General features: G+C 53.6%; 26 protein-coding genes. 9 read left to right on the plus strand and 17 right to left on the minus strand.

Features of this window, described 5'->3' with window-relative positions:
* Window positions 1-182: 182 nt before the first annotated feature.
* The 5 genes from B347_RS0117515 to B347_RS0117540 all read right to left on the minus strand — a co-directional run bounded on the left by B347_RS0117515 (window position 183) and on the right by B347_RS0117540 (window position 6,616).
* Window positions 183-1,097 (minus strand): glutamate/aspartate ABC transporter substrate-binding protein, encoded by a 915-nt coding sequence (locus B347_RS0117515; RefSeq protein WP_019410997.1) that lies wholly within the window; start codon window positions 1,095-1,097, stop codon window positions 183-185.
* Between the two features lie 332 nt (window positions 1,098-1,429).
* Window positions 1,430-2,968, minus strand: a complete 1,539-nt coding sequence (gene glpD / locus B347_RS0117520) for a glycerol-3-phosphate dehydrogenase (protein WP_019410998.1) — start codon at window positions 2,966-2,968, stop codon at window positions 1,430-1,432.
* A 297-nt stretch (window positions 2,969-3,265) separates the two neighbouring features.
* Window positions 3,266-4,021 (minus strand): DeoR family transcriptional regulator, encoded by a 756-nt coding sequence (locus B347_RS0117525; RefSeq protein WP_019410999.1) that lies wholly within the window; start codon window positions 4,019-4,021, stop codon window positions 3,266-3,268.
* A 149-nt stretch (window positions 4,022-4,170) separates the two neighbouring features.
* A complete protein-coding gene (glpK, locus tag B347_RS0117535) occupies window positions 4,171-5,676 on the minus strand; it encodes a glycerol kinase GlpK (RefSeq protein ID WP_019411000.1) in 1,506 nt (501 codons plus the stop codon).
* Window positions 5,677-5,764: 88 nt separating this feature from the next.
* Window positions 5,765-6,616, minus strand: coding sequence for an MIP/aquaporin family protein (locus B347_RS0117540; protein WP_019411001.1), 852 nt, complete (start codon window positions 6,614-6,616; stop codon window positions 5,765-5,767).
* Window positions 6,617-6,994: 378 nt separating this feature from the next.
* Here B347_RS0117540 and ybaK point away from each other — a divergent pair, with 378 nt between their 5' ends.
* The gene (gene ybaK / locus B347_RS0117545) at window positions 6,995-7,468 is read left to right on the plus strand and encodes a Cys-tRNA(Pro) deacylase (RefSeq protein ID WP_019411002.1); all 474 of its coding nucleotides are present in this window, start codon (window positions 6,995-6,997) and stop codon (window positions 7,466-7,468) included.
* A gap of 86 nt (window positions 7,469-7,554) precedes the next feature.
* Here the strand turns inward: ybaK and B347_RS0117550 are convergent, their stop codons facing one another.
* On the minus strand, window positions 7,555-8,664 hold the full coding sequence (locus B347_RS0117550; protein WP_019411003.1) for an ABC transporter ATP-binding protein: 1,110 nt from the start codon (window positions 8,662-8,664) through the stop codon (window positions 7,555-7,557).
* The gene (gene argF, locus B347_RS0117555) at window positions 8,661-9,581 is read right to left on the minus strand and encodes an ornithine carbamoyltransferase (protein ID WP_026014262.1); all 921 of its coding nucleotides are present in this window, start codon (window positions 9,579-9,581) and stop codon (window positions 8,661-8,663) included. Before argF ends, B347_RS0117550 begins: the two co-directional genes overlap by 4 nt.
* A gap of 453 nt (window positions 9,582-10,034) precedes the next feature.
* Here argF and grxD point away from each other — a divergent pair, with 453 nt between their 5' ends.
* Window positions 10,035-10,376 carry a Grx4 family monothiol glutaredoxin gene (gene grxD / locus B347_RS0117560; protein ID WP_019411005.1) on the plus strand — a complete coding sequence of 114 codons (342 nt, stop codon included), beginning with the start codon at window positions 10,035-10,037 and terminating at the stop codon, window positions 10,374-10,376.
* Window positions 10,377-10,470: 94 nt separating this feature from the next.
* On the opposite strand, the gene bfr is transcribed toward grxD, so the two are convergent.
* Window positions 10,471-10,941 (minus strand): bacterioferritin, encoded by a 471-nt coding sequence (bfr, locus tag B347_RS0117565; RefSeq protein ID WP_019411006.1) that lies wholly within the window; start codon window positions 10,939-10,941, stop codon window positions 10,471-10,473.
* Between the two features lie 198 nt (window positions 10,942-11,139).
* Window positions 11,140-11,358, minus strand: a complete 219-nt coding sequence (locus B347_RS0117570; RefSeq protein WP_026014263.1) for a bacterioferritin-associated ferredoxin — start codon at window positions 11,356-11,358, stop codon at window positions 11,140-11,142.
* Between the two features lie 281 nt (window positions 11,359-11,639).
* On the opposite strand from B347_RS0117570, the gene B347_RS0117580 reads away from it, so the two are divergent.
* On the plus strand, window positions 11,640-12,242 hold the full coding sequence (locus B347_RS0117580; protein ID WP_019411008.1) for a peroxiredoxin: 603 nt from the start codon (window positions 11,640-11,642) through the stop codon (window positions 12,240-12,242).
* Between the two features lie 73 nt (window positions 12,243-12,315).
* On the opposite strand, the gene rnt is transcribed toward B347_RS0117580, so the two are convergent.
* Together rnt and pyrC are read right to left on the minus strand one after the other, a co-directional pair.
* Window positions 12,316-12,987: a ribonuclease T gene (rnt, locus tag B347_RS0117585; protein WP_019411009.1), complete on the minus strand. Its 672-nt coding sequence runs from the start codon at window positions 12,985-12,987 to the stop codon at window positions 12,316-12,318.
* On the minus strand, window positions 12,984-14,030 hold the full coding sequence (gene pyrC, locus B347_RS0117590; RefSeq protein ID WP_019411010.1) for a dihydroorotase: 1,047 nt from the start codon (window positions 14,028-14,030) through the stop codon (window positions 12,984-12,986). Before pyrC ends, rnt begins: the two co-directional genes overlap by 4 nt.
* Before the next feature lie 156 nt (window positions 14,031-14,186).
* On the opposite strand from pyrC, the gene B347_RS0117595 reads away from it, so the two are divergent.
* Both B347_RS0117595 and B347_RS0117600 read left to right on the plus strand, forming a co-directional pair.
* Window positions 14,187-15,092, plus strand: coding sequence for a flagellar protein MotY (locus B347_RS0117595; RefSeq protein ID WP_019411011.1), 906 nt, complete (start codon window positions 14,187-14,189; stop codon window positions 15,090-15,092).
* Between the two features lie 128 nt (window positions 15,093-15,220).
* Window positions 15,221-16,438 carry an argininosuccinate synthase gene (locus B347_RS0117600; RefSeq protein ID WP_010212738.1) on the plus strand — a complete coding sequence of 406 codons (1,218 nt, stop codon included), beginning with the start codon at window positions 15,221-15,223 and terminating at the stop codon, window positions 16,436-16,438.
* 73 nt (window positions 16,439-16,511) lie between these two features.
* Here B347_RS0117600 and B347_RS25610 read toward each other — a convergent pair whose 3' ends face one another.
* Window positions 16,512-17,297 (minus strand): hypothetical protein, encoded by a 786-nt coding sequence (locus tag B347_RS25610; protein WP_019411012.1) that lies wholly within the window; start codon window positions 17,295-17,297, stop codon window positions 16,512-16,514.
* 1,032 nt (window positions 17,298-18,329) lie between these two features.
* Here B347_RS25610 and B347_RS0117615 point away from each other — a divergent pair.
* Window positions 18,330-18,956, plus strand: a complete 627-nt coding sequence (locus B347_RS0117615; RefSeq protein WP_019411014.1) for a response regulator transcription factor — start codon at window positions 18,330-18,332, stop codon at window positions 18,954-18,956.
* Window positions 18,957-19,038: 82 nt separating this feature from the next.
* On the opposite strand, the gene B347_RS0117620 is transcribed toward B347_RS0117615, so the two are convergent.
* The 4 genes from B347_RS0117620 to metG form a co-directional block, all read right to left on the minus strand.
* On the minus strand, window positions 19,039-19,230 hold the full coding sequence (locus B347_RS0117620) for a PA3496 family putative envelope integrity protein (protein WP_019411015.1): 192 nt from the start codon (window positions 19,228-19,230) through the stop codon (window positions 19,039-19,041).
* Window positions 19,231-19,336: 106 nt separating this feature from the next.
* Window positions 19,337-19,975: an endonuclease III gene (nth, locus tag B347_RS0117625; protein ID WP_019411016.1), complete on the minus strand. Its 639-nt coding sequence runs from the start codon at window positions 19,973-19,975 to the stop codon at window positions 19,337-19,339.
* A 67-nt stretch (window positions 19,976-20,042) separates the two neighbouring features.
* Window positions 20,043-21,167: an electron transport complex subunit RsxB gene (gene rsxB / locus B347_RS0117630; RefSeq protein ID WP_237719143.1), complete on the minus strand. Its 1,125-nt coding sequence runs from the start codon at window positions 21,165-21,167 to the stop codon at window positions 20,043-20,045.
* Window positions 21,168-21,202: 35 nt separating this feature from the next.
* Window positions 21,203-23,254, minus strand: a complete 2,052-nt coding sequence (gene metG / locus B347_RS0117635) for a methionine--tRNA ligase (RefSeq protein WP_019411018.1) — start codon at window positions 23,252-23,254, stop codon at window positions 21,203-21,205.
* Window positions 23,255-23,436: 182 nt separating this feature from the next.
* Between metG and apbC the strand changes: the two genes are divergently transcribed.
* Window positions 23,437-24,531 carry an iron-sulfur cluster carrier protein ApbC gene (apbC, locus tag B347_RS0117640; RefSeq protein ID WP_019411019.1) on the plus strand — a complete coding sequence of 365 codons (1,095 nt, stop codon included), beginning with the start codon at window positions 23,437-23,439 and terminating at the stop codon, window positions 24,529-24,531.
* Between the two features lie 156 nt (window positions 24,532-24,687).
* Here apbC and B347_RS0117645 read toward each other — a convergent pair whose 3' ends face one another.
* Window positions 24,688-24,897 carry a cold-shock protein gene (locus tag B347_RS0117645; protein WP_002554837.1) on the minus strand — a complete coding sequence of 70 codons (210 nt, stop codon included), beginning with the start codon at window positions 24,895-24,897 and terminating at the stop codon, window positions 24,688-24,690.
* Between the two features lie 354 nt (window positions 24,898-25,251).
* On the opposite strand from B347_RS0117645, the gene dcd reads away from it, so the two are divergent.
* Together dcd and B347_RS0117655 are read left to right on the plus strand one after the other, a co-directional pair.
* Window positions 25,252-25,818 carry a dCTP deaminase gene (gene dcd / locus B347_RS0117650; protein ID WP_019411020.1) on the plus strand — a complete coding sequence of 189 codons (567 nt, stop codon included), beginning with the start codon at window positions 25,252-25,254 and terminating at the stop codon, window positions 25,816-25,818.
* 111 nt (window positions 25,819-25,929) lie between these two features.
* Window positions 25,930-26,130, plus strand: a complete 201-nt coding sequence (locus B347_RS0117655; protein ID WP_019411021.1) for a hypothetical protein — start codon at window positions 25,930-25,932, stop codon at window positions 26,128-26,130.
* The last annotated feature ends 4 nt before the right edge of the window (window positions 26,131-26,134 follow it).

The following is a 26,134-nucleotide window of genomic DNA, read 5'->3' on the forward strand; positions in this document are numbered from 1 at the left end:
GGGTCTATTGACAAGCACTTGCTTCAGGGAATCCGTTCTCACCCGACAGTGCGGTCGGGCACACGCCCTCGCTCGACAACCAGCGGTTCGAGTGCTCACTCATGCAATAAGAAGCTAGTGCAGCAGTTGGTCAAAGCCCCCGAGCGTGGTCATTCACACTCGGGTGCTAAGCACGTCAGAATTTAGATTTTGACGTCAGGTGCTGGCTTGTCGGTTGGGTTGGCGATCAGCTCTTTAAGTTCTTTGCTCATCGGGAAACCTAGGTTCAGGCCTTTTGGTGGAATCGGGGACTGGAACCATTTGTCGTAGATCTTGGTGATGTCGCCAGACTTATACGTCGCAACGATGGCGTCATCCACGGCCTTTTTGAAGTCCGCGTCGCCTTTACGCACCATGCAGCCGTAGATTTCGTAGGACTGAGGAGTGCCGGTAACGGCCCAGTCAGTAGGCTTCTTGGCCTTGGCCATTTCACCGGCGAGCAGGGCGTCGTCCATCATGAAGGCTACAGCACGGCCCGATTCCAGCATCTGGAAGGCTTCGCCGTGGTCTTTCGCGGAGATGACGTTCATGCCCATTTGCTTGTCAGCGTTCATCGCCTTGAGGATACGCTCGGAGGTGGTGCCCGCTGTGGTCACGACGTTTTTGCCTTTCAGGTCTGCGAAATCTTTGTATTCCGAGCCTGCTTTGGATAGCAGACGGGTACCGATTTCGAAGATGCCGACCGAGAAGTCTACTTGCTGAGCGCGTTCAGCGTTGTTGGTGGTGGAACCACACTCAACGTCGACAGTGCCGTTTTGAACCAGCGGGATACGGGTCTGGGAGGTGACCAGGTTGTACTTGACCTTGAGGTCAGGCATGTCGAGTTGCTTTTTCAGCCCTTCAACGATTGCCAGTTGAATATCGTGGGAGTAACCAACCGGCTTGCCGGAAGCGTCCGCGATGTAGGAGAACGGAATGGAGGAGTCACGATGACCGAGTGTGATAGTGCCGGATTCTTTGATTTTCTTCAGTGTGCCGGTCAATTCGGCTGCAAAAACTGGAGTGCTAATCAGAGCTGCGGCGATTGCTGCGCTCAAAAGTTGCGGAACGATGCGCATCGATGTTTCCTCGACATTGTTTTTTTTATTTGAGCCCGTTCACGAGCCCTTGGTGTACTTCGAATAGCTCAACAGGCTTATGCGCTGTTTTTGCAATCGGCCCTGAGTGTAGAGCATGAGTCGTGCCAGAGACGATGTTTTAGATCAAGGTATTGATTTGTAAGGGTTTAAATGTTTTTGGCGGGGAGGCTGAAGAAGGGCGTGCCCGGAAAGCCGAACTGAGGCTGGCTTAGGTGTTCGGAAAACCGAATAGAAAATCATACATCTGTAGAAGCGAGCTTGCCTCACGAGCTTTTAAACGATCAAAAGATCGTGAGGCATGTTGGGGGCGTTTAAGCCGCTTCCACCTTGCGGTGTTTAAGGTTTAAACCTGCCATGTAATGTGCCAAACGTTCCTGTTCTTCAGCGGTGGTGAACAGGCCCAGTTTGGTCCGGCGCCATAGGATGTCTTGCGCATCCAGTGCCCACTCTTGGTGACACAGGTAATCCACTTCTCGGCTATAGAGGCCGCTGCCAATGTGTTCGCCCATGTCGCTCAGGCCTTGTGCGCCATCCAGCAGACGCCATGCACGATTGCCATAAGTAATTGCCCAGCGTTTGGCGATGGCGGCATCAAGCCAGCTGTGTTTGCTGACTAGTGCAGCGCTCAAGGCTTTAGGCGTTGTCATATCTTCACCGCCAGGCAAGGTGGCCTTGGCGGTCCAGCTCGGTTTGATCTGAGCGAAGTACGGGGTTAGTTGCGCCATGGCCGATTCGGCCAGTTTGCGGTAGGTAGTCAGCTTGCCGCCGAACACGGACAACAATGGCGCCTCGCCCGACGTGCCTGACAAGGCAAGGGTGTAATCACGGGTCACGGCCGAAGGATTGTCCGACTCGTCGTTGCACAGCGGACGTACGCCCGAGTAAGTGCGCAGAATGTCAGCACGGCTGACTTGCTGTTTGAAGTGGGCATTGACCACGTTGAGTAAGTAGTCGGTTTCTTCTTCGGTAATGCTGACCTTGGCCGGATCGCCGGTGTACTCGCGGTCGGTAGTGCCGATGATGGTGAACTGGTCCATGTACGGAATGGTGAACACGATTCGCTGGTCTTCGTTCTGCAGGATGAACGCGTTCGGTGCGTCGTACAGTTTAGGCACGATCAAGTGGCTGCCCTGAATGAGGCGGATGCCGTAAGGCGAATCCATTTTCAGGTCATCTTTGATGAACTTGGCAACCCAAGGTCCGGCTGCGTTAACCAAGGCTTTGGCGCGAATCGAGAATAGGCTGCCGTCGGCGCGTTCAAAGTTCAGATCCCAGAGGCCGGCGTTGCGGCGAGCACCCGTGCAGCGGGTTTGTGTGTGCACATGAGCGCCGTTTTCCCGTGCAGCCATCGCGTTGAGTACGACTAGGCGGGCGTCATCGACCCAGCAGTCGGAGTATTCAAAACCTTTTTTGATCTCGGGCTTTAACGGGCTGTTGGCGTCGAACTTGAGGCTGACAGAACCTGCGAGCTTCTCGCGTTTACCCAGGTTGTCGTACAGGAACAAGCCTGCGCGGATCATCCACGCCGGGCGCAGGTGCGGGCGATGGGGCAATACAAAGCGCATGGGTTTGACAATGTGTGGGGCTTTGGCCAGCAACACTTCACGTTCGGCCAGTGCTTCGCGCACTAAGCGGAACTCGTAATGTTCTAGGTAGCGCAGGCCGCCGTGGATCAGTTTGCTGCTGGCTGAGGAGGTGTGGCTGGCCAAGTCGTCTTTTTCGCAAAGGAACACAGAGAGGCCGCGACCAGCCGCGTCTGCAGCGATCCCAACCCCGTTAATCCCGCCGCCAATCACGGCAACGTCGTATACCTCAGCGAGAGGGTTGGCAGGCAAGGTGGTCAGGGGCATGTGCAGGCCTCGCGTTCTTTACGCATATTTGAATTCGAACATTAATGTTCATTTCCGAAAATGGTAGCGGATAAGTGCAGGCACAGCCAGCACCTTTCGATTGAAAAAACTCATCGAAGGGTGTCGAAAGGAATATTTTCGAACATTAGAGCGCTGGAATGATGATTCTTTGGGAGCGGGCTTGCTCGCGATTCAGGCAGCGCGGTATGTCTGAGTCACCGGGTGATGCCATCGCGAGCAAGCCCGCTCCCACAGGCAAGTGAATACCAATCGAAGCGTTGTGGGGCGCGGCGCGGGCTACACCACTTCCAAGCGGATTTTATTTTGCGTAAGCAATTGGGCCAGTTCGGGCACGGGCGGTTGATCGGTGACTAGGCAATCAATCAGGGTGATTGGCCCCAGTCGAACCATTGCGTTGCGTCCGAATTTACTGGAGTCCGCTGCCAGAATCACCTGACGGGCGTTGGCGATAATGGCTTGAGAAACGCGTACTTCCTGATAGTCGAAATCCAGCAAGCTGCCGTCAGAATCAATACCACTAATGCCGACCAGTGCGAAATCGAACTTGAACTGGTTGATGAAATCGACGCTGGCCTGACCTACGATGCCACCATCGCGGCGCACGTTACCGCCGGCGATGAGCACTTCAAAGTCGTCTTTGGCACTCAGAATTGAGGCGACATGCAGGTTGTTGGTGATGATTTTCAGGTGATTGTGGTTAAGCAGCGCGCGGGCGATCGACTCGGTAGTCGTACCAATATTGATGAAGATCGATGCGTGATCTGGGATTTGGGCGGCGATGGCTTCGCCAATACGGCGTTTTTCATCGCGCATCTGGTCGGCGCGCATGGCATAGGCGGTGTTTTCGACGCTGGAGTCGTAGGCGGCGCCACCGTGATAGCGACGTAATAGATCGGCTTCAGCTAACTGGTTGATGTCGCGACGGATGGTCTGCGGTGTAACGACAAACAACTGAGCCATTTCCTCGATGCTGACATAGCCGCGCTCGCGAACGAGTTCGAGGATCTGCTGTTGGCGTGGAGGCAGATTCATGGAGTTTCCTTTGGGCGGCGAAGCAGAATTCGCCCATGATGCCGCAGGAATGCTCGGTCTGCTACACGCAGGTGCCTGAAGAGTAGATGTGACAACGGGCGCCAAGAGCGCCCGTTGTCTGCCTAAGCCTGACGTTCTGGCTTCACGACTTAGTTGCTTTCTTCGTGCGGTTCCCAGTCACGGGTGCGGCTCACAGCTTTTTTCCAGCCAGCGTAGAGCTTCTCTTTGCTGGCTTCTTCGAGCTGAGGTTCGAACTCGCGCTCAATAAGCGCCTTGCCGCGTAACTCATCCAGGCTGCCCCAGAACCCACAGGCCAGGCCAGCCAGGTACGCAGCGCCCAAGGCGGTGGTTTCACGCATTTGCGGGCGCTCAACCATGGTGCCGAGGATGTCGGCCTGGAACTGCATCAGGAAGTTGTTGGCCACGGCGCCGCCGTCAACACGCAGAGCTTTTAGGCGTTCGCCGGAGTCTTGCTGCATGGCGTCCAGGACGTCGCGGGTTTGGTAGGCAATCGACTCAAGGGCTGCGCGAATGATGTGGTCGACACGTACGCCACGGGTCAAGCCAAACAGCGCGCCACGGGCATACGGGTCCCAGTAGGGGGCGCCGAGGCCGGTGAAGGCGGGCACCAGGTACACGCCGTTGCTGTCTTTGACCTTGCTGGCAAAGTACTCGGTGTCGTGTGCGTCGTTGATGATTTTCAACTCGTCACGCAACCACTGGACGGTAGAGCCACCGTTGAAGACCGCGCCTTCCAAAGCGTAAGCCACTTCACCGCGTGGGCCACAGGCAATGGTAGTCAACATGCCGTGGCTCGATTTGACCGCCTTGGTGCCAGTGTTCATCAGCAGAAAGCAGCCAGTGCCGTAGGTGTTCTTGGCCTGGCCTGGCTCTACGCACATCTGGCCGAACAGTGCTGCTTGCTGGTCGCCGGCAATACCGCCGATGGCGATACCGCTTTTGGTGCGGCCGTAGATTTCGGAAGAAGACTTCACTTCTGGCAGCATTTCACGCGGGATATCCAGCACCTCAAGCATCTTGGCATCCCACTCCAGCGTGTGGATGTTGAAGAGCATGGTGCGCGAGGCGTTGGTGTAGTCAGTGACGTGTGTCTTGCCGCCGGTAAATTTCCAGATCAGCCAGCTATCGATGGTGCCGAAAAGCAACTCGCCATTACGCGCACGCTCGCGGCTGCCTTCGACGTTGTCGAGAATCCACTTCAGTTTGGTGCCGGAGAAGTAGGGGTCGGTGACCAGCCCCGTGGTGTCGCTGATGTATTGCTCGTGGCCATCGCGTTTGAGTTGCTCGCAAATCTCGGTGCTGCGGCGGCACTGCCAGACGATGGCGTTGTAGATCGGGCGGCCGCTAACTTTGTCCCACACGACGGTGGTTTCACGCTGGTTGGTGATACCGATGGCAGCAACTTGGTCGTGATGCAGGCCGGCTTGAGCCAGGGCCTCGACCATGACCGCGCTTTGGGTCGCGAAAATTTCCATCGGGTCATGCTCAACCCAGCCCGCTTGCGGGTAGTGCTGTTGGAACTCGCGTTGTGCCGTGCAGACCACGTTGGCGTCACGATCGAAAATGATTGCTCGCGAACTGGTGGTGCCTTGGTCCAGTGCAATGATGTAGTTCTTATTCTGAATGTCGGTCATGTGATTGCCTTGCAGAATGAAGTAATGGTTTCAGGGCGCGAGTAGATAACGGGCAGTAGTCTCGTGCGCCCCGTTTCATAAGTCGATATCAGGAAGCCTGGGTTTTCACTTCGCCAACTGTTGGGGCGTCCGCCGTAACGGACTCGGCCTCTGGCAGGTGGCGGGCGATCAGCCCGCGATAAATGGCTGCGCCGAGGGTTGCACCCACGATCGGAGCAAAAATTGGAATCAGAAAATAAGGAATATCGCGTCCACCGGTGAATGAAATTTCACCCCATCCCGCAAGGAACGTCATCAATTTAGGTCCGAAGTCCCGCGCAGGGTTCATCGCAAAGCCGGTCAAAGGCCCCATTGAACTGCCAATCACGGCAATCAGCAGGCCAATCAACAGCGGGGCCAATGGGCCGCGAGGCAGGCCGTTCTTGTCGTCGGTCAGGGCCATGATCACGCCCATGAGGATGGCGGTAATCACCACCTCAACGAGGAAGGCTTGCAGTGTCGAGAGGGCTGGGTGTGGGTACGTTGAGAACACCGAGGCCAATTCGAGGCTGGCCTGGCTGCCGCGCACCATATGGTGCGTTTGTTCGTAATCGAAGAACAAGTTGCTGTAAAGCGTGTAAACCAACGCGGCAGCGCAGAAGGCACCTGCCACTTGAGCAAGGATGTAGAACGGCAATTTGCGTTTATCAAAATCAGTAAACAGGCACAGCGCAATGCTGACGGCGGGATTCAGGTGAGCGCCGGAAACGCCGGCAGTCAGGTAAATCGCCATACTGACGCCCATGCCCCAGATGATGCTGATTTCCCACAGACCAAAGCTGGCACCTGCGACCTTGAGAGCCGCAACGCATCCTGTTCCGAAGAAAATCAAAAGTGCTGTGCCAAGAAACTCGGCCGTGCATTGGCCTAGAAGCGTAGGGTGCTGCGTTGCAGTCGTCATTTAAAACCTCGTTTTTGTTGTTTTTTGACGTCGTCAGTCTGGGGTGGCAATGCAGCAACATATAAAAGCCGGACGTCTTGATCTCGGCGTTTCATAGGTTTGTAACGGAATACGGGTAAGGATAGGCATATTCGTATTCGAAAAAATATAGACAAGAAACACTGCTGTCAAAGGTCGAAAGTGAACGACCATTCACATTCTGACTTTCATATGAGTTTTTGGTTACGTTTTTCTGTAAGAAAACACTACAAATTGGTAGGGTGGGTGTAACGTTTCAGCCGTCAATAGCGGCGAGATGCCCGTTCTAGCGCCTTTTTACTGGGCAATCGCTTAAAATTCGGCACCGCTTTTTTTATCCAATACGCAACAGGGGCTGCCATGACACCTGCACTGGATCTGCTGAAAAAAGTTCGCGCCGAACATCGCGTCCATAGTTATGAACACGACCCCAAGGCCGCCTCTTATGGTTTGGAAGCAGCAGAAAAGCTCAGTCTCGAACCTGCGCAGGTGTTCAAGACACTCTTAGCCAGCAGCGAAAAGGGTGAACTATTGGTCGCTGTCGTACCGGTCGTCGGAAGTCTTGATTTGAAAGCCTTAGCGCAGGCAGCAGGGGTCAAAAAAGCCGAGATGGCCGACCCTGCGGCAGCACAGCGAGCGACGGGATATTTGTTGGGCGGGATCAGCCCCTTAGGGCAAAAGAAGCGTTTGCGCACGTTTATTGATGAGAGCGCACATGCGTTCGAGTCGATATATGTGAGCGCAGGTCGACGTGGGCTGGAAGTGGAACTGGCACCGGCAGTGTTGGCTGAGCACACGCAGGCGATTTTTGCGGGTATTGGGCGAAAAGCATGACGGTGTGGGGCGAGCTTGTCTGGCGATCTTTTTAAAGTTCAAAAGATCGCCAGACAAGCTCGCCCATACGAGGGTTGTGTCTGTCTTTAGGTGGCGGTGCTGAAACGTCTTACGCCTGATTCGGTATGCGGGATTTGTGCAGCGGTGCTGCCGCTGGTTTGAAACATGACCAAGTGCTCAGCGGCGACGCGGATTCCCACGTCGGTGCCCGGCGGGTGGTCGGCATGGCTTGGAAAGATCGATTCCAGCTGACTACCAGTTGGTAGTTGCAAGCGGTATAGGGTTGATGCGCCTAAGAATGTTTTGCCAATGATTTTGGCTTTTAACGTGCTGTCGGGGTCGTACACGATGTCGTCGGGACGCAGGAGCACATCCACCGCTCCGCCGGCTGCCCAGGTGTAAGCCCGATTTCCGCGTAATACGCCCAGCTCGGTTTGCACCGACTCAGGGCTGAGCAATTGCCCGCGGATGAAATAGCCTTGGCCGATGAAACTCGCCACATAAGGCGTCAACGGTTCGTGATAGAGGTTGTAGGGTGTGTCCCACTGTTCAAGGCGACCTTCTTTAAACACGCCGACATGGTCACTCACCGCAAAGGCTTCTTCCTGATCGTGTGTCACCAAAATCGCACTGGTGCCTCGCGCTTTTAGAATGTCCCGGACTTCATGGCTGAGTTTGCGGCGTAATTCGCCGTCCAGGTTGGAGAACGGTTCATCCAGAAGCAGCAATTGCGGCTCGGGGGCGAGGGCGCGGGCGAGGGCGACACGTTGCTGCTGCCCCCCTGAAAGCTCGTGCGGGAAGCGCTTGCCCAAGTTTTTGAGGTTGACCAGTTCAAGCAATTCTTCAGTGATGCGCTCTTTGTTCGGGTGCTTTCGGATGCCGAATGCAATGTTGTCAGCCACGCTCAAGTGTGGGAACAGAGCGTAGTCCTGAAACACCATGCCGATGCGACGTTTCTCTGGGGCTAGGGTGAAGCCAGCACTGGAGATGATTTCGCCCGCAAGCTGGATTTCGCCTTGGTGTACTGGCTCAAAGCCGGCAATCGCGCGCAAGGTGGTGGTTTTGCCGCAGCCTGAAGAGCCGAGCAAGCAACCAATGTCGCCTGCATTAAGGTGCAGGTTAAGGTTTTGCACCACACTCTGGCCTTGGTACCCACAGGCCAGATCGCGAAGCTTAAGCAATAGCGGCTGACTCATGCGGGCTGGTACGCAGGTTGGACAAGAAACTCGAGTAGCGCTTTTTGTGCGTGCAGGCGGTTTTCAGCTTGATCCCAGGCAACGGAACGCGAGTCGTCCAGCAGGTCGAGGCTGATTTCTTCTCCGCGGTGAGCAGGCAGGCAGTGCATGAACAGCACATCGTCTGCGGCAAGGTCGAGCAAGGCGCGGTTAACTTGATACGGCGCAAACAGCTCTAAGCGTTTGGCGGTTTCTTCTTCCTGGCCCATTGAGGTCCAGACGTCTGTGCTGACCAAGTGAGCGCCGATCACGGCATCACGCGGGTCGCGAACGATGGTTACGCGATCTCCTGCCAGCGCCACGAATTGTGGGTTGGGCTCATACCCTTCAGGGCATGCAACGCGCAGTTGGAAGTCGAACTGAATGGCCGCTTCTATATAGCTGTTGCACATATTGTTGCCGTCACCGATCCAGGCCACGGTTTTGCCTTTGATTGAGCCACGGTGCTCAAGGTAGGTTTGCATGTCTGCCAGTAGCTGGCAGGGGTGCAGGTCGTCTGACAAGCCGTTAATGACGGGTACGCGGGAGTTAGCCGCGAACTCGGTCAGGGTGCTGTGAGCAAAGGTACGGATCATGACGGCGTCGAGCATGCGCGACATAACGATTGCGCAGTCGCCAATGGGCTCGCCACGGCCGAGTTGAGTGTCGCGCGGGGACAGGAAAATAGCCTGGCCGCCAAGTTGGATCATGCCGGCTTCAAATGACAGTCGGGTGCGGGTCGATGACTTTTCGAAAATCATGCCCAGAACGCGGTTTTTCAGGGGTTCAAAGAGAACGCCTCGATCACGCAGGTCTTTTAGCTCGATGCCGCGACGGATTACGCTGAGGAGTTCTTCGGGCGTGTAATCCATAAGGGAGAGAAAGTGCCTTGCGCTCATCATTAACTACCTTTTTTGCAACGACCGCAGATACTCAAAGCCGGGTTTTTCGGAAAAACGGGCGAGACCTGCGGCGAAAGCCGCACGGGGCGACGAAATAGGGGAAGGCGCGATCTTATAAGGAAATGTCGCGCCTTGCCAATAAGGGTCACGTGTTTAGAGGTTTGAGCGAGTCTTGCACTGCATGAGCACGCGGCAGCCCCCCTTTTCAGTGGTTTGCCTCACCTCAGCTGCCCAGTTGTACACTGCCCTCAGGTTGCTTGGCAATTCTCCGTGCCTTCTATAGGCCGTTCTTCGGGGCAGGGGGCACCGTGGTTTTGCGTGGCGGGCGCGGATTTTTAGCTCAGGAGTGCGAAGATTGTCTGTCTGGGAGACCGAGCGCCATGCTCGGCTTTGCGTTACAATTCGCCACCGTGCCGACATCTGAGTCGGAAAGTTCAGCCGAGGTGCTCCATGGATATCATCGAAACTATTAAAGAACAGATTGCTAACAACACCATTCTGCTCTACATGAAAGGCTCTCCAAATGCCCCGCAGTGCGGCTTCTCCGCCAAAGCGGCTCAGGCTGTCATGGGCTGTGGCGAGAAGTTCGCTTACGTGGACATTCTCCAGAACCCTGAAATTCGTGCCAACCTGCCTAAATACGCTAATTGGCCAACGTTCCCGCAATTGTGGGTAGCTGGCGAGTTGGTTGGCGGTAGCGACATCATGGCTGAGATGGCTGCTGACGGTTCTTTGCAGGCGTTGGTCAAAGATGCTGCGGCCAAAGCGGCTGCGAATAAAGCTGAAGCTTAATGGCAGTTGCTGTTGCCACTTAGTTGTTAAGTGGCAGCGCATGAAAAAGCCCCGCAACTGAATAATCAGAGCGGGGCTTTTTTGTGGGGGTTAGTTACTCACCCATTTGCGATTGCAGGTAATTCTCAATGCCTACTTTATCGATCAGGCCCAGTTGAGTTTCCAGCCAGTCGATATGCTCTTCTTCCGATTCCAGAATATCTTCCAGAAGTTCACGGCTACCAAAGTCGCCGACAACTTCGCAGTGAGCGATAGCGGCTTTGAGATCGGCGTGACCCGTGCGCTCAATGCGCAGGTCGCACTCCAGCATTTCCTTGGTGTGCTCGCCAATGTGCAGCTTGCCCAAGTCTTGTACGTTCGGCAGGCCTTCCAGGAACAGGATGCGCTTGATCAGTTTGTCAGCGTGCTTCATCTCGTCGATGGATTCGTTGTATTCGTGTTTGCCTAACTTTTCCAGGCCCCAATCTTGATACATGCGCGCATGCAGAAAGTATTGATTGATCGCAACCAGCTCGTTACCGAGGATTTTGTTGAGGTGCTGGATGACTGAAATGTCGCCTTTCATCGCGAGGGCCTGCCTTAGTTAACTGTATATAAGGCTGAGTTTGAGCTGCGTATTAAAGCCTGTCAAACCTAAGTGTTTGAATAATAAATGAAAATTAATCGGAATAAGAATGTTTGTGTTCCGCGTCTTGGCTCTAAGTGCTTGAATTTTTGGCATAAAAAAACCGGACATTAAGTCCGGTTCTTTAGAATTCGTTAATTACGCAGCAGAAAATTCTGCTGGAAAACCCATGGCCGCTTGGCTGGCTTGGAGTGAAGACAGGGTTTCACGAACCACTTGTTTCGCCAGGCATGCGCATTTACCGCATTGGCTGGCAACGCCAGTCGCTTCACGAACTTCGCGATAACTGCAGCAACCCTCGTAGATTGCATCGCGGATTTTTCCGTCAGTAACGCCAGTGCAAAGACAAACGTACATAAATAAGAACCATCGCTGGTTGGGATTCAATGAAACGGATCTTAATGTTAACGAGAATGATTGTCAAAGTACCTTCGGCCTCTGTTGTGCTTTGTTCAGGTTGCCCTGACGAACGGTATCGGCGGCTTAGGCGTGTGAGGATGAAAAAGGGTTAAGGACGGTCCCGACGAGCGGTGTATGATGCTCAGTCATTTTCATGCGGAACTGGCCGCAAGCCTGTTGTTTCACGATGGCAAGCCTGGTCTGGTCCCGTTCTTCACGTTGCACCCCGGAGATATCCAATGAGCGTACTCGTAGGCAAACAAGCCCCTGACTTCACCGTCGCAGCCGTACTTGGGAATGGCGAAATCGTTGACAGTTTCTCGCTGTCTACCGCTATTAAAGGCAAATACGGCCTGGTGTTCTTCTACCCACTCGACTTCACCTTCGTTTGCCCATCTGAGCTGATCGCTCTGGATCACCGCATTCCAGAGTTCCAGGCGCGTAACGTTGAAGTGGTTGCAGTCTCAATCGACTCCCATTTCACTCACAACGCATGGCGTAACACCCCAGTAAACAACGGCGGTATCGGCCAGGTGAAATACACCATGGCCGCCGACATCAATCACGCCATCTGCAAGGCTTACGACGTTGAAACTGAAGGCGGCGTAGCACTGCGCGGTGCTTTCTTGATCGATGACAAAGGGGTTGTTCGCTCCCAGATCGTTAACGACCTGCCACTGGGTCGTAACATGGACGAACTGCTGCGTCTGGTTGACGCGCTGCAATTCCACGAAGAGCACGGCGAAGTGTGCCCTGCTAACTGGAAGAAAGGCGATAAAGGCATGACCGCTTCGACTGAAGGTGTTGCGGCTTACCTGACTGAGAATGCTGGCAAGCTGTAAGCGTTCTGACGGCATAAAAAAACCGGACCCAGTGTCCGGTTTTTTATGCGCGGTGTCAGTCTGAACGATTCGATCAATCGTTGAAGTCTTTCCAGCCACCCATTTGTTTCCAGCTGTTGACGATGCCGCAGAACAGCTCAGCGGTCTTTTCGGTGTCATAACGCGCTGAGTGCGCTTCACGTCCGTCAAAGTCTATGTCAGCAGCCTGGCAGGCTTTGGCCAAGACTGTTTGACCATAAGCGAGGCCAGCCAGGGTGGCGGTGTCGAAGCTAGAGAACGGGTGAAACGGGTTACGTTTCATGTCCAGGCGAGCAACGGCCGCATTGAGGAAGCCCAAATCGAAGCTGCTGTTATGCCCCACCAGAATGGCGCGTTTGCAGCCATTGGCTTTCAACGCCTTGCGCACGCCTCGGAAGATGTCAGTCAACGCTGTCTCTTCGCTGACGGCCATGCGCAGCGGGTGATCAAGCTTGATACCGGTGAACTCCAGCGCCGCGGCTTCGATATTGGCGCCTTCAAACGGCTCAACACGATGGAAATAGGTGTGTTCAGGGAACACAAAGCCTCTTTCATCCATGCCGATGGTGGTTGCAGCGATTTCCAGCAGGGCATCAGTGGCACAGTTGAAGCCACCTGTCTCGACGTCGATTACGACCGGCAGATAGCCGCGAAAGCGCTCGGCCATTGGGTGGCGCGAGCCGCCATGACCGCCTTCGTGTTCGTCATCAAAATGGTCGTCACTCACAGGTGTTCCTCCAGCAGGCGCCAGCGCAGTTTTTCACCGGCGCGCAGCGGAATTACGTTCAGCTCGCCGAAAGGCAGGCTGGTTGGGGCGGTCCACTCTTCGCGAACCAGAGTAATCTGTTCGGTGCTTGGTGCCAGGCCGTAGAAACGCGGGCCGTTGAGGCTGGCGAAGGTTTCTAGTTTGTCCAGCGCATTGCGCTGTTCAAAGGCTTCGGCGTACATCTCGATGGCGGCATAAGCGGTATAGCAACCGGCGCAGCCACAGGCAGCCTCTTTTGCATGCTGGGCATGAGGAGCCGAGTCTGTACCCAAGAAGAACTTCTCGCTGCCGCTGGTGGCCGCATCCAGCAGGGCTTCCTGATGGGTGTTGCGCTTGAGAATCGGCAGGCAATAGAAGTGCGGGCGGATTCCGCCAACGAGCATGTGGTTACGGTTGTAAAGCAAGTGGTGCGCGGTGATAGTGGCGCCTACATTGGCCGAGGCCTCGTTGACGAACTGCACGGCGTCAGCGGTTGTAATGTGTTCGAACACCACTTTCAAGGTAGGGAAGCGCTCTACAACGCGGCGCATGTGCTCATCGATGAAGATCTTTTCGCGATCGAACACATCGACATTGGCGCGAGTCACTTCGCCGTGGATCAGCAAGGGCATGCCGACTTCAGCCATCGTTTCGAGGACCGGGAAGATCGCATCGATGCTGGTAACACCCGAGTCGGAGTTGGTCGTTGCGCCAGCCGGATACAGCTTGGCGGCGTGGACGAAGCCGCTGGCTTTGGCCGTACGAATGTCTTCAGGCTGGGTTCGGTCGGTGAGGTATAGCACCATCAGCGGTTCGAAGCGGCTACCGGCCGGGCGAGCAGCCAGAATGCGCTGTCGATAGGCATCGGCTTCGGCAGCATTACGCACCGGAGGTACCAGGTTGGGCATGATGATGGCGCGGCCAAAGGTGCGCGCAACATCCGCCACAGTGTGAGGCAACACAGCACCATCGCGAAGATGAATGTGCCAGTCGTCGGGACGCAGCAGGGTCAGGCGGTCAGACATTGGGGGATTCCAGGCGGGTCAAACTGATGCGAATGCTACCGGAAAAGACTCTGTCAGGCACTCGCTATCAAGTTTTGTACGCACGATCCGATATAACCAGGGTATGCCGTAAAACTGTGGACTGGTTTTTTGCAGTGCACGCTTGTGGAGCCCTTTGTGCGTCAGCCTTATTTCATTCTACTCAGCCTGTTTGCCAGTTTTCCTTCCCTGGCCCTGACTTTCCAGACCCGTCTGGAGAATATTGAGTGGAAAGTAGAGGGCGACAAATTCGAGTGTCGGCTCATTCAGCCCATTACCGATTTCGGTTCTGGGGTTTTTGTGCGCCGCGCCGGGGAACAGGCTGTTTTCCGTCTCAATGCTTACAACTCAGTGCTGGGCGAAGGCTCTGCGACATTGCTAGCAGCGGCGGCGCCATGGCAGCCGGGTCGGGGTGATATCGATTTGGGGTCGGTACGGATCGTACGCGGCAATGTGCTTTTTAACAGCTCCCAGGCACAGGCCGGGCGTTTGTTTCGAGGCTTGCTGGAGGGGCGTAGCCCGCTGGTCAGGCATTATTCGCCTACGGGTGGCTTGTCGGAGGTCCGACTGTTACCCGCCAAGTTTCGCCAGGCGTATGGCGATTACGAAGCGTGCACCGCCAAGTTGTTGCCAAAGAATTTTGAGCAAGTGCGCCAAAGTCAGGTCGGTTTTCCGGGGGGCGGTATTGAACTGGACCTCAACGCCAAGGCCAACCTGCACGTCATGCTGGAGTACATGAAGGCCGATCCTACGGTTAACCACATCCTGCTTGACGGGTATTCAGATAATTTGGGTAATCGCCTGACCAATCGCGAGCTGTCACGGCGCAGGGCGTTGGCGGTGATGAACTTCTTCAAGGAAAGCGGAATCCAGGAGTCGCAGATAACGATGCGTTTTCACGGAGAGCAGTACCCGTTGGCGCCTAATACCAATGCGGCCAATCGTGCGAAGAACCGCCGGGTCAGCGTGCGACTTGAGCGTGTTCCAGAGCCTGAAAAAACTGTTCCGAGCGTGGGAGCTGCTAACCCAGCGTCGCTGTCTTGACGTTCAAGCCCGGGTCGTGTTGTTGAAACTTACTGTCGCTTTGTCGTCTTAAGCTGTCGCCCCTCTGTAAATTCACCCACGTGAGCGGTAGACTGTTCGGCTTTTCGAACAACCCGTGGAGTGATGGCATGGCGGACGTAAACAAGGTCGTTCTGGCTTATTCGGGCGGCCTGGACACTTCGGTGATCCTCAAGTGGCTGCAGGATACTTATAACTGTGAAGTCGTAACCTTTACCGCTGACCTGGGTCAGGGCGAAGAGGTCGAGCCTGCACGCGCCAAGGCGCAAGCCATGGGCGTCAAGGAAATCTACATTGACGACCTGCGCGAAGAATTTGTTCGTGACTTCGTGTTCCCGATGTTCCGTGCCAACACCGTTTATGAAGGCGAGTACCTGCTCGGTACTTCTATTGCTCGTCCGTTGATTGCCAAGCGTCTGATCGAAATCGCCAACGAAACTGGTGCTGATGCCATTTCTCACGGCGCAACAGGCAAGGGCAATGATCAGGTTCGTTTTGAACTGGGTGCTTACGCGCTGAAGCCGGGCGTTAAGGTAATTGCTCCTTGGCGTGAATGGGATCTGCTTTCGCGTGAAAAGCTGATGGATTACGCTGAAAAGCACGCGATCCCTATTGAGCGTCATGGCAAGAAAAAATCCCCGTACTCGATGGATGCCAACTTGCTGCACATCTCCTACGAAGGTGGTGTGCTGGAAGATACTTGGACAGAGCACGAAGAAGACATGTGGAAATGGACCGTCTCTCCGGAGAATGCTCCTGACAAGCCGCAGTACCTAGAACTGACCTACCGTAACGGCGACATCGTTGCGTTGGACGGTGTTGAAATGACCCCAGCCACCGTGCTGGCGACTCTCAACCGTATCGGTGGCGAACATGGCATCGGCCGTCTCGACATCGTTGAAAACCGTTATGTCGGCATGAAGTCTCGTGGTTGCTACGAAACCCCGGGCGGCACCATCATGCTGCGTGCTCACCGTGCAATCGAATCGATTACTCTAGACCGTGAAGTGGCTCACCTCAAAGACGAGCTGATGCCTAAATACGCCAGCCTGATCTACACCGGTTACTGGTGGAGCCCTGAGCGTCTGATGTTGCAACAAATGATTGATGCTTCTCAGGTTCACGTTAATGGTGTGGTACGTCTGAAGTTGTACAAAGGTAATGTGATTGTTACCGGTCGCAAGTCTGACGAATCGCTGTTTGATGCGAACATTGCTACCTTTGAAGAAGATGGTGGTGCTTACAATCAGGCTGACGCTGCAGGCTTCATCAAGTTGAATGCCTTGCGTATGCGTATTGCTGCGAACAAAGGCCGCTCGTTGTTCTGATTCGCAACACGCATAAAAAACCCGGCCTTTGGTCGGGTTTTTTTATGCGCGAATTTAGGTGGATAAAGAGTTTTCAAAGACTGTGCGTACTCAAAGTGTTCAGTTGGCGAGTTTCTGTGTTGTAAGTAATGATAGTTGCCTCGTTGAGATGTGACGCTAGGGTTGAGTCGAGATAAAACTGTTGTTGTCTACACTGTGTGCTGATAGCTGACGGGCTATTTGTCAATAACAGCAGTACATCACTCTTACGGAGCTTGCTTTTTTGCGGATGCGCTATGTCGTAATAGGTCTGCAAAATATCACTCAATGTTTGGTCGTGTTTTAGTTGCAAGGCCGGATGGCTTAAATCGATCAAGCGCAGGCTGCTCAGTTCGCTTTTTTTCAGCAACAGATGAGACAGCTCAAAGAGAGCGGTTGGTGGCGCTTTGTTCGGTGTCTTAAAGCTGGAGTCGTAGTCTCGATGCCCTTGTGGCAGAAATATAAAGTTTTGAGGCGGGTACGACATGCATTTAAAGTTTAGTTTTGCTGGTTGTATCGAATACTGCTCTGTAGGAATGTCTGATTTTTTTGTGGGCAATGCCGGTTTTGCATGGGTTGAGTTTGTTCGTGTCGGGGATGCCTCGCGGCTTTTTTCTTTTGCATAGTCTGCTGGGCTGTAAAGTGTTTTGTTATTGAAGTTCAGTGTCAGAAAAAATAGTGTTATTAAAATAGAGGGGAACACAATCAAGAACCAGACATATATTTTCTGGTTTTCCTTGTCGATATAAGGCAAGGAAACCGCTGCGGATGCTTCAGTTAGCATTGAAAAGATAGCGATGACGGTGAGTGGGTTGTTCACGTGAATTTTATTTTTAATCATGGTGATACCTGTGTGAAAATTTTAATTGTAGGTGGGCCGCTTATTTTAGTGAATGAGATTTAATGCGGCTATCTATGTAGTAAGTGTCTTATTTTGTATGGTTGTAAGTGTTTTGTTTGTCAGACTGTCTTGTTGTAAATTTAGTCCGGGCTTTTTAAAATCGCAAATTTAAAATGAGTTGTATTTGTTATTTCTGTAGATGTTTCAATTAGTTTCGAATTTGTAGGTCTTTTTGTAGGATAAGTCTTAGTGCAAGCTAGATTTTGATTGAGAAGTCTTAGCGCTTTTTTGTAGTGGTCTGTAGGTATTGTGTTCGCAAACGTAATTTTAGATATTTTGGGTGTCTAGGTTGTATCAAACGATAACTTTCAGTAAATAATTTGGCAGGGAAAGCTAATAGGTTCGGGCATGCTGCATTTGGTTTCTAGGGTGTTTCCGAATGCTTTGTAGTCTTTTTCTTTAACTATGGAATGGTAATATTTTTTTCTAAAAAAAGAGTAGATTTTAGCTGGGCTTATAAGCGGGTTTGATACTTGGGTGGTATGGTTTTTCTATATGAGTTCCAGTGTGAGGTCGTTGCACGTGCAGGAGTTTTTTTAATGCTTGTGCAAATTGTTTTAGTCTTTATATTTGGTTATTTTAGAGAGGTAATGGAGCGCCTGAAGGTTGCGCAGGTGAGCTATTTTTGAGGGGGATATTAGAAGCCGATGATAGTGATTGAAGTAGGTGTCTTCTAAGATGTAAGCCGATGCGTTTTCTGTCAGGCGAATAAAGATATTTCCAGTAGTCATTAAAATTGTGTTTTAGGTATAAATACATCCCTGTGCGTGCTTTCTGATTATTCGATTTTAGAGAGATGCATGGCGAAAAATTTTATCTTTTTGAGTGATTTTTTTGTAGGTTTGATCTTTATTGTTTGTAGGAAATGTCTTTGGTTGTTAGTGCTTGGGGGGGGCGCTATGCCCAGGGTGTTGTGACTAGGCTATTGTGCTGACTCTAAAAATTCGAACAGCGAAAAAATTGGAATTACCCATGAATAAAGTGCTGATCGTGGATGATCATCCTGTAATTCGTCTTGCTGTGCGTATGCTCATGGAACGACATGGCTACGAAGTTATAGCAGAGACGGATAATGGAGTGGATGCTTTGCAACTGGCGCGTGAACATGCGCCGGATATTGTAATTTTGGATATTGGAATTCCCAAGCTTGATGGGCTTGAAGTCATTGCACGGCTGTCAACACCGGCTGTTCCCGTTAAGGTACTGGTGCTGACTTCACAAGCACCAGGCCATTTTTCAATGCGCTGTATGCAAGCAGGTGCAGCCGGATATGTGTGTAAACAGCAGGATTTGACCGAGCTATTGAGCGCCATTAAGGCTGTACTTTCAGGCTACAGTTATTTCCCTAATCAAGCATTGCACTCTGTGCGTTCAAGCTTGGGGAATGCCAGTGAGGCCGATATGGTCAATCGTCTTTCGGGACGAGAAATGATGGTGTTGCAGCAACTGGCGCGAGGTAAAAGTAATAAAGAAATAGCGGATGGTATGTTCCTGAGTAATAAAACCGTCAGTACCTATAAAACGCGGCTTCTTCTCAAGCTTAATGCGCGCTCGTTGGTTGATCTCATTGAACTGGCACAGCGTAACGGTTTGGTTTGAACACCCAGGCTGAGGAGAGGTTTTCTCTTTGGGCCTCTCAAAACAAAAAGCCTCCGATTAAGGAGGCTTTTAGCGCTATACGCTAAATTTTATAGTCTTTTAGGCCACCATCCAGTTCCCTTTGGAGCCTTCTTTTTTCCAGATAATCGTCCACATCGCGCCTTTTTGCCAAATTGGTTTTAGCTACCTCGATTTTCGTGTCCTCCTGCTCGGTCATTTGAACACCCTCTTCATCGTCTGTATCCACTACCAATTGTTCTTTGCCAGTGCTCATTCTATTCACTCCAGGCTAAGACATTCCATGGCGCCCCTTATAGCGATAAACGCTGTACGGGTAAAAAAGTTTTTCTCAATCGATCTTCCTATTAAACCTCTATCGCTCAATCGTCCGAGGTTTTTTGCTTGAAATCACACAGGTCTTCGATGCGGCAGCTACCGCAGCGGGGCTTGCGCGCCTGGCATACGTAGCGGCCATGCAAGATGAGCCAGTGGTGGGCATCTAGCAGGTAAGGCTTTGGGACGAACTTCATCAACTGCTTTTCGACCTCCACCACATTTTTGCCTGGCGCTATCCCTGTTCGGTTGCTGACCCTGAAAATATGGGTGTCCACGGCCATGGTCAGCTGTCTAAAGGCTGTATTGAGCACCACGTTTGCCGTTTTGCGACCCACACCAGGCAGTGCCTCTAGCGCTTCACGCGTTTGCGGGACCTCGCTACCGTGCTGTTCGATCAGCAGGCGGCATGTCTCAATCACATTTTTGGCCTTGCTGTTATAGAGGCCGATGGTCTTGATGTACTCCGAGAGTCCGTAGACTCCCAAAGCGTAGATGGCTTCTGGTGTATTGGCGACCGGGAACAGTTTGGCCATAGCCTTGTTCACGCTCACGTCAGTGGCTTGAGCAGACAAAATCACCGCTATCAGTAATTCGAAAGGTGATGAGTAGGCCAGTTCAGTCTTCGGCTCTGGGTTGTCTTCGTGAAACCGTCGAAATATCTCAAGGCGCTTTGCGGCGTTCATGGGTAAAAACATTTCCTAAAGAGTGATCCATTACACGAAGAACAGCGTATCTCGTGGCAGAAAGCTATCAGCTTTTGGGCAGGGCTAAGGCGCTAAGCGTCAATTCTGCCTTGGCGACAGCGTCATTCAAGAGCGCGAGTTCGGTGCTGGTGTGTGCTTGTGCCTGCGCCTTTTTAAGTTCTGCGCGCCGCAAAGCTAACTGAATTTTTGCGCGTTTGAGTTCTGCGTTGTTGGTGCTGGGTGCTGGCCCTAGGATCTCGGGAGCAGCCTCCAGTTGCGCCAACGCTTGTTCTGCTGACTCAAATTGCCTTTGTAGGACCACTAATTGCGCTTGTTGCTGTGCCGTTGGCGGATGACCAAAAGCTTTGAGCGATTTGTGCAGTTGTGCGCGAGCCATTGCGAGCGTGATTTTGGCCTTTTTAAGCGCTGCATCGCTGATATTCGACGGCTGCGCCGGCGAACGTGCAAGCGGTAAAACGTTGTCAGGCGCTCGCTGCGCCCGTGCCAAGCGTTCAGCTTGCCGCACTTGCGCTTCACGGCTCAGGCGCTTGTCACGCCGCTCGTAGCGACTGCGCGCATGGTCGCGCTTGTGAGCACGAGCACTGAACTCTTCTGCTGCCTGCGCCAGCCCGCCGACAATGGGTACCACATTGGCGGGTAGCGGGCGCATTTCTATGCAGTCCACAGGGCAGGGGGCGACACACAGGTCGCAGCCAGTGCATTCATCGACAATTACCGTGTGCATGAGCTTGGCAGCGCCGAGAATTGCGTCAACAGGGCAGGCTTGAATGCATTTAGTACAGCCAATGCATTCTGCTTCGCGAATGAAAGCCACTTGAGGCGGGGCGTAGCCGCGCTCGGTGTCCAGCGTCACAACCGGAATGCGCAGCAGATTAGCCAGTGCGGCGATTGTTTCGGCGCCCCCGGGAGGGCATTTGTTGATGGCTTCTCCCTGGCTAATGCCTTGCGCATAGGGTTTACAGCCGGGATGACCGCATTTTCCGCATTGGGTCTGCGGCAATAAAGCGTCAATACGTTGAATCAGGCTCATGGTGTGATCAGTCCAGCGACAGCGGGCCGCACCCGGGCGACAGTCATTCTGCGCAGCGAATAATGAATGAGAGGCGGTTAAACGAACGGTGCTGATTATCCGATAAGGCAGGGGAGGGAGGCTACAACGAACATCCGCCAACGGCCTGCAGGCCGCCAGCGGATGAAGAGGACATGTTACTTGATGCGTTGACCAGGTTTGGCGCCGCTGTCTGGGCTCAGCAGATAAATTTCTTCACCGCCGGGGCCGGCCGCCATCACCATGCCTTCGGAGATACCGAAGCGCATTTTGCGTGGTTTCAGGTTGGCAATCATCATGGTCAAACGACCTTCAAGCTCGGCCGGGTTCGGGTAAGCGCTTTTGATGCCCGAGAACACATTGCGTTGTTCATCACCGATATCCAATGTCAAACGCAGCAGCTTGTCAGCGCCCTCAACAGCTTCGGCCTTAAGGATCAGGGCAACACGCAGGTCGACGGCAGCAAAGGCATCGAATTCGATTTCGGCAGCCAAAGGTTCTTTGGTCAGCTCACCGTTACCGTTTGGCGCCGCAGAGCCGGTATCGGTTTGGCTGGCGACCAAGTCTTCTTTGGAGGCGTCGGTCATGGCTTGCACTTTTACCGGGTCGATACGCGTCATCAGGGGTTTGAACGCATTCAACTGATGGTTGGCAAGCAGGGTGCTGTGGTCGTTCCAGGTCAAAGGTTCAACATTCAGGAACGCTTCCGCATCGGCTGCGAGCAGCGGCAGTACCGGCTTGAGGAAAATGATCAGTTGGCGGAACAGGTTGATGCCCAGGGCGCAAACAGCCTGGACTTCGTCTTGCTTGCCTTCCTGCTTGGCCATGGCCCATGGTGCTTTTTCGGCGATCCAGGCGTTGGCACGGTCAGCCAGTGCCATGATTTCACGCATGGCGCGCGCGAAGTCACGGGCTTCATAAGCCTCGGCAATGCTAGGTGCTGCGGTGAGGAAGGCCTCGGTCAGCTCAGGCGCTGCGTTGCCTTCGACCAGCACACCGGCGTTGCCTTTGTGGATGAAGCCTGCACAGCGGCTGGCAATGTTGACCACTTTGCCGACCAGATCTGAGTTGACCTTTTGTACAAAGTCTTCGAGGTTCAAGTCGAGGTCATCGACGCCACGGCCCAGCTTGGAAGCGTAGTAATAGCGCAGGTATTCCGGCGACAGGTGATCAAGGTAGGTGCGCGCCTTGATGAACGTTCCACGGGACTTGGACATTTTCTGGCCATTGACGGTCAGGTAGCCGTGTACGTTGATCGCGGTAGGCTTGCGATAGCCAGAACCTTCGAGCATGGCTGGCCAGAACAGGGCGTGGAAGTTGACGATGTCCTTGCCGATGAAGTGGTACAGCTCGGTGGTGGAGTCTTTGTTCCAGTACGCGTCGAAGTCCAGTTCTGGACGACGTGCGCAGAGGTTCTTGAAGCTGGCCATGTAGCCGATAGGCGCATCGAGCCACACGTAGAAATACTTGCCTGGCTCGCCCGGAATTTCGAAGCCGAAATACGGTGCATCGCGGGAAATGTCCCACTGTTGCAGGCCAGCATCCAGCCATTCGGCGATTTTGTTTGCAACGGCATCTTGCAGCGCGCCGCTCCGTGTCCAGCTTTTGAGCATGGCGTCGAAGTCTGGGAGCTTGAAGAAGAAGTGCTGCGAATCCTTGAGTACCGGCGTGGCACCAGAAATCGCCGACTTTGGATCTTTCAGGTCCGTTGGGGCGTAGGTTGCGCCGCACTTTTCGCAGTTGTCGCCGTACTGATCTTCAGTGCCACATTTAGGGCAGGTGCCCTTGATGAAGCGGTCGGCCAGGAACATTTTCTTTTCCGGGTCGTAGTACTGAGTGATCGAGCGGGTGGCGATATGGCCGGCGTCGCGCAACTTGATGTAAATCGCATTCGACAGCTCACGGTTTTCTTCGGCGTGGGTCGAGTGGAAATTATCGAAGTCGACAAGGAAGTCGGAAAAGTCGGCGCTGTGTTCAGCCTGGACATTGGCGATCAGTTGCTCGGGTGTAATGCCTTCTTTCTCGGCACGCAACATGATGGCCGAGCCGTGGGCGTCGTCCGCGCAGACGTAAGTGCATTGATTGCCGCGTTGCTTCTGGAAGCGCACCCACATATCGGTCTGGATGTACTCAAGCATATGGCCAAGGTGGATTGAGCCATTGGCATAGGGCAGGGCGCTGGTGACGAGGATCTTGCGTGGCTCGGACATGGGGCTCGGCTACTTGATGAGACGGTGGTCGGCCACTATAAAGCGCCGGGCAATATATTTCACCCCGTGGGCGCCTATCTCATGCTTTCTGGTGTTTTTGGTTGCTTCAAAAGCCTGCGCCGAGTGATTTATTACAGGTACGATAGCGGCCTGTTTCACTCAGCCTTTTTCGGGAGTTGCTCATGAGCGCAGTTAATCGCGCAGCGGTGGAGGCCGTCCTTCGCCAATACACCGACCCTTATTTGAATCAGGATCCGGTCAGTGCCGGGTGTGTACGTCACATTGATGTTCAGGGCGAGCATGTCAGCGTTCAGCTTGAACTGGGTTATGCCGCCGGTCTGTTTAAGAACGGCTGGGCGCAAATGTTGCAAATGGCTATCAGCAATTTGGATGGCGTGTCCTCGGCCAAGGTTGAGATCAACTGTGTGATTGCTGCGCACAAGGCGCAGGCGCAAATCCCGGGGCTGGCCAATGTGAAAAACATTGTCGCGGTTGCCTCAGGTAAGGGCGGGGTCGGTAAATCCACCACGGCAGCCAACCTGGCGCTGGCGCTAGCGCGTGAAGGCGCGCGGGTGGGTATTTTGGACGCGGACATCTATGGGCCAAGTCAGGGCGTGATGTTTGGTATTGCGGAAGGGACCCGGCCGAAAATTCGTGATCAGAAGTGGTTTGTGCCGATTGAGGCGCATGGCGTTGAAGTGATGTCGATGGCATTTCTGACGGACGACAACACGCCGATGGTCTGGCGTGGCCCCATGGTGTCGGGTGCGCTTTTGCAATTGGTAACCCAAACGGCTTGGAATGATCTGGATTATCTGGTCATTGATATGCCGCCGGGCACAGGTGATATTCAGCTCACTCTCGCGCAGAAGGTACCGGTGGCTGGCTCGGTTATCGTAACGACTCCACAAGACCTGGCCTTGCTGGATGCGCGCAAGGGTGTCGAAATGTTCCGCAAGGTCAACATTCCGGTGTTGGGCGTGGTCGAGAACATGGCTGTACACATTTGCTCAAATTGCGGTCACGCAGAGCATCTGTTTGGCGAGGGCGGTGGCGTCAAACTGGCGGCAGAGTATGGGGTCGAGGTCCTGGCGTCCTTACCGCTGTCGATGGAGATCCGCGAGCAAGCTGATAACGGCAAGCCAACTGCGATTGCCGACCCTGAAAGTCCGGTTGCCTTGATGTATCAAGAGCTGGCCCGTCATGTGGGGGCGCGGATTGTTCTAAGCGAAGCTGCTTCGCAAGCGATGCCGACAATTACTACCAGCGACGACTGATGCAACGTAAAGCCACTTAGAAACGGGCTTGTTTCGCGATCTCTTTAACTATCAAAAGATCGCGACACAGGCCCGCTCCTATAGCGCTTTAAGCAAACGGCGGGCATAAAAAAACCCCGCTTTTGAGGGCGGGGTTTTTTACTGGATCAGTACAAGTTAGATAACTTGAACTTCCTCAGCTTGCATGCCTTTCTGACCGCGAGTAGCGATGAAAGAAACCTGTTGGCCTTCTTTCAGGCTTTTGAAGCCGTCAGATTGGATTGCTTTGAAGTGAACAAACAGGTCGTCACCGGATTGTGGAGTGATGAAGCCGAAGCCTTTTTCATCGTTGAACCACTTAACGGTACCAGTTTGGCGATTAGACATGGTGTAACTCCTTGAACAAAGATAACTGCGACGCAGGAAGAGCCCTGGCCGAGACTGAGTGCAAAGAGCAGGAAAAATTCTTGGAGATGGTTGGATCGAAATTCAACATATCGTGTAGAGATTCTCAGTGACACAAGCAGCACAGTGGCGCCACCTTAACCCTTTTTCCGAGACGTGCAAAGGGTCTTTGCGAAGGTTTCTCTAAAAACGTGACTGATGGTTGTCCTCACACCCTGTATTCACGGTGACTACAGCTATTTTCAAGATTTTTTCCCCAGCCTTTGAACCGAGCCCCCGGCCCCGGTAAGATGCCGAACAGAATTTTTCCACCTCGCTATTCAGGACACCCCCGCCATGAGCATCAAATCAGACAAGTGGATTCGCCGCATGGCGCAAGAGCACGGCATGATCGAACCCTTCGTCGAGCGTCAAGTACGCGGCGAAGGCGCTGATCGTCTGATTTCCTACGGCGTGTCGAGCTATGGTTACGACGTTCGCTGTGCCAATGAATTCAAGGTGTTCACCAATATCAACTCGGCCACTGTTGACCCGAAAAATTTCGATGAAGGCAGCTTTGTTGATGTCACCAGCGACGTGTGCATCATTCCGCCAAACTCATTTGCCCTGGCGCGTACCGTTGAGTACTTCCGTATTCCACGAAATGTGTTGACCATCTGCTTGGGTAAAAGCACCTACGCACGCTGCGGCATCATTGTTAACGTGACGCCACTTGAACCTGAGTGGGAAGGTCACGTAACGCTGGAATTCTCCAACACCACAACGCTGCCGGCTAAGATTTACGCCAATGAAGGCGTGGCTCAGATGCTGTTCTTTGAGTCGGATGAAGAGTGTGAGGTTTCTTACAAAGACCGTGGTGGCAAATACCAGGGTCAGCGCGGCGTGACCTTGCCACGCACCTGATGAGCACACGTACCTGACGAGCAGAGGGAATTCTTGAGCGAAAAAGCACTCTATTGAGTGTATTTCCGGTTACGCACCCAGCGAGCCGGATCATCGCTCAGGAGTGCCCCTATGAAGATCGATCCGAGTATCCGCGCCCAACTGGCAAACCTTGAGCCCAATCAGGTTGGAATGTTGGCCTGGTCGCTACTCGCGTTTCCCAAGTTGCACGCAGGCGGCATCCCCGGCCAGCCTGACCCTGACACCCCGCAACCCACTGAACCTGGCGTGCCGACACTGCCGGACGAAGCGCCGCCTGCCCCTGTTGCGTGATAAA

The organism is Pseudomonas psychrophila HA-4 (assembly GCF_000282975.1).
GTDB lineage: Bacteria > Pseudomonadota > Gammaproteobacteria > Pseudomonadales > Pseudomonadaceae > Aquipseudomonas > Aquipseudomonas psychrophila_A.

Excerpts from the sequence above, each read along its gene's own strand:
- metG (WP_019411018.1), bottom strand. The coding sequence starts at position 23,254 with ATGTCCGAGCCACGCAAGATCCTCGTCACCAGCGCCCTGCCCTATGCC.
- B347_RS0117525 (WP_019410999.1), bottom strand. The coding sequence starts at position 4,021 with ATGAATCTGCCTCCACGCCAACAGCAGATCCTCGAACTCGTTCGCGAG.
- apbC (WP_019411019.1), top strand. The coding sequence starts at position 23,437 with ATGAGCGCAGTTAATCGCGCAGCGGTGGAGGCCGTCCTTCGCCAATAC.
- B347_RS0117540 (WP_019411001.1), bottom strand. The coding sequence starts at position 6,616 with ATGACGACTGCAACGCAGCACCCTACGCTTCTAGGCCAATGCACGGCC.
- argF (WP_026014262.1), bottom strand. The coding sequence starts at position 9,581 with ATGAGCGCAAGGCACTTTCTCTCCCTTATGGATTACACGCCCGAAGAA.
- B347_RS0117570 (WP_026014263.1), bottom strand. The coding sequence starts at position 11,358 with ATGTACGTTTGTCTTTGCACTGGCGTTACTGACGGAAAAATCCGCGAT.
- B347_RS0117515 (WP_019410997.1), bottom strand. The coding sequence starts at position 1,097 with ATGCGCATCGTTCCGCAACTTTTGAGCGCAGCAATCGCCGCAGCTCTG.
- bfr (WP_019411006.1), bottom strand. The coding sequence starts at position 10,941 with ATGAAAGGCGACATTTCAGTCATCCAGCACCTCAACAAAATCCTCGGT.
- B347_RS0117620 (WP_019411015.1), bottom strand. The coding sequence starts at position 19,230 with ATGAGCACTGGCAAAGAACAATTGGTAGTGGATACAGACGATGAAGAG.
- B347_RS0117580 (WP_019411008.1), top strand. The coding sequence starts at position 11,640 with ATGAGCGTACTCGTAGGCAAACAAGCCCCTGACTTCACCGTCGCAGCC.
- B347_RS0117615 (WP_019411014.1), top strand. The coding sequence starts at position 18,330 with ATGAATAAAGTGCTGATCGTGGATGATCATCCTGTAATTCGTCTTGCT.
- B347_RS0117600 (WP_010212738.1), top strand. The coding sequence starts at position 15,221 with ATGGCGGACGTAAACAAGGTCGTTCTGGCTTATTCGGGCGGCCTGGAC.
- glpK (WP_019411000.1), bottom strand. The coding sequence starts at position 5,676 with ATGACCGACATTCAGAATAAGAACTACATCATTGCACTGGACCAAGGC.
- B347_RS0117550 (WP_019411003.1), bottom strand. The coding sequence starts at position 8,664 with ATGAGTCAGCCGCTATTGCTTAAGCTTCGCGATCTGGCCTGTGGGTAC.
- B347_RS0117655 (WP_019411021.1), top strand. The coding sequence starts at position 25,930 with ATGAAGATCGATCCGAGTATCCGCGCCCAACTGGCAAACCTTGAGCCC.
- glpD (WP_019410998.1), bottom strand. The coding sequence starts at position 2,968 with ATGCCCCTGACCACCTTGCCTGCCAACCCTCTCGCTGAGGTATACGAC.
- pyrC (WP_019411010.1), bottom strand. The coding sequence starts at position 14,030 with ATGTCTGACCGCCTGACCCTGCTGCGTCCCGACGACTGGCACATTCAT.
- dcd (WP_019411020.1), top strand. The coding sequence starts at position 25,252 with ATGAGCATCAAATCAGACAAGTGGATTCGCCGCATGGCGCAAGAGCAC.
- B347_RS25610 (WP_019411012.1), bottom strand. The coding sequence starts at position 17,297 with ATGATTAAAAATAAAATTCACGTGAACAACCCACTCACCGTCATCGCT.
- nth (WP_019411016.1), bottom strand. The coding sequence starts at position 19,975 with ATGAACGCCGCAAAGCGCCTTGAGATATTTCGACGGTTTCACGAAGAC.
- grxD (WP_019411005.1), top strand. The coding sequence starts at position 10,035 with ATGGATATCATCGAAACTATTAAAGAACAGATTGCTAACAACACCATT.
- ybaK (WP_019411002.1), top strand. The coding sequence starts at position 6,995 with ATGACACCTGCACTGGATCTGCTGAAAAAAGTTCGCGCCGAACATCGC.
- B347_RS0117645 (WP_002554837.1), bottom strand. The coding sequence starts at position 24,897 with ATGTCTAATCGCCAAACTGGTACCGTTAAGTGGTTCAACGATGAAAAA.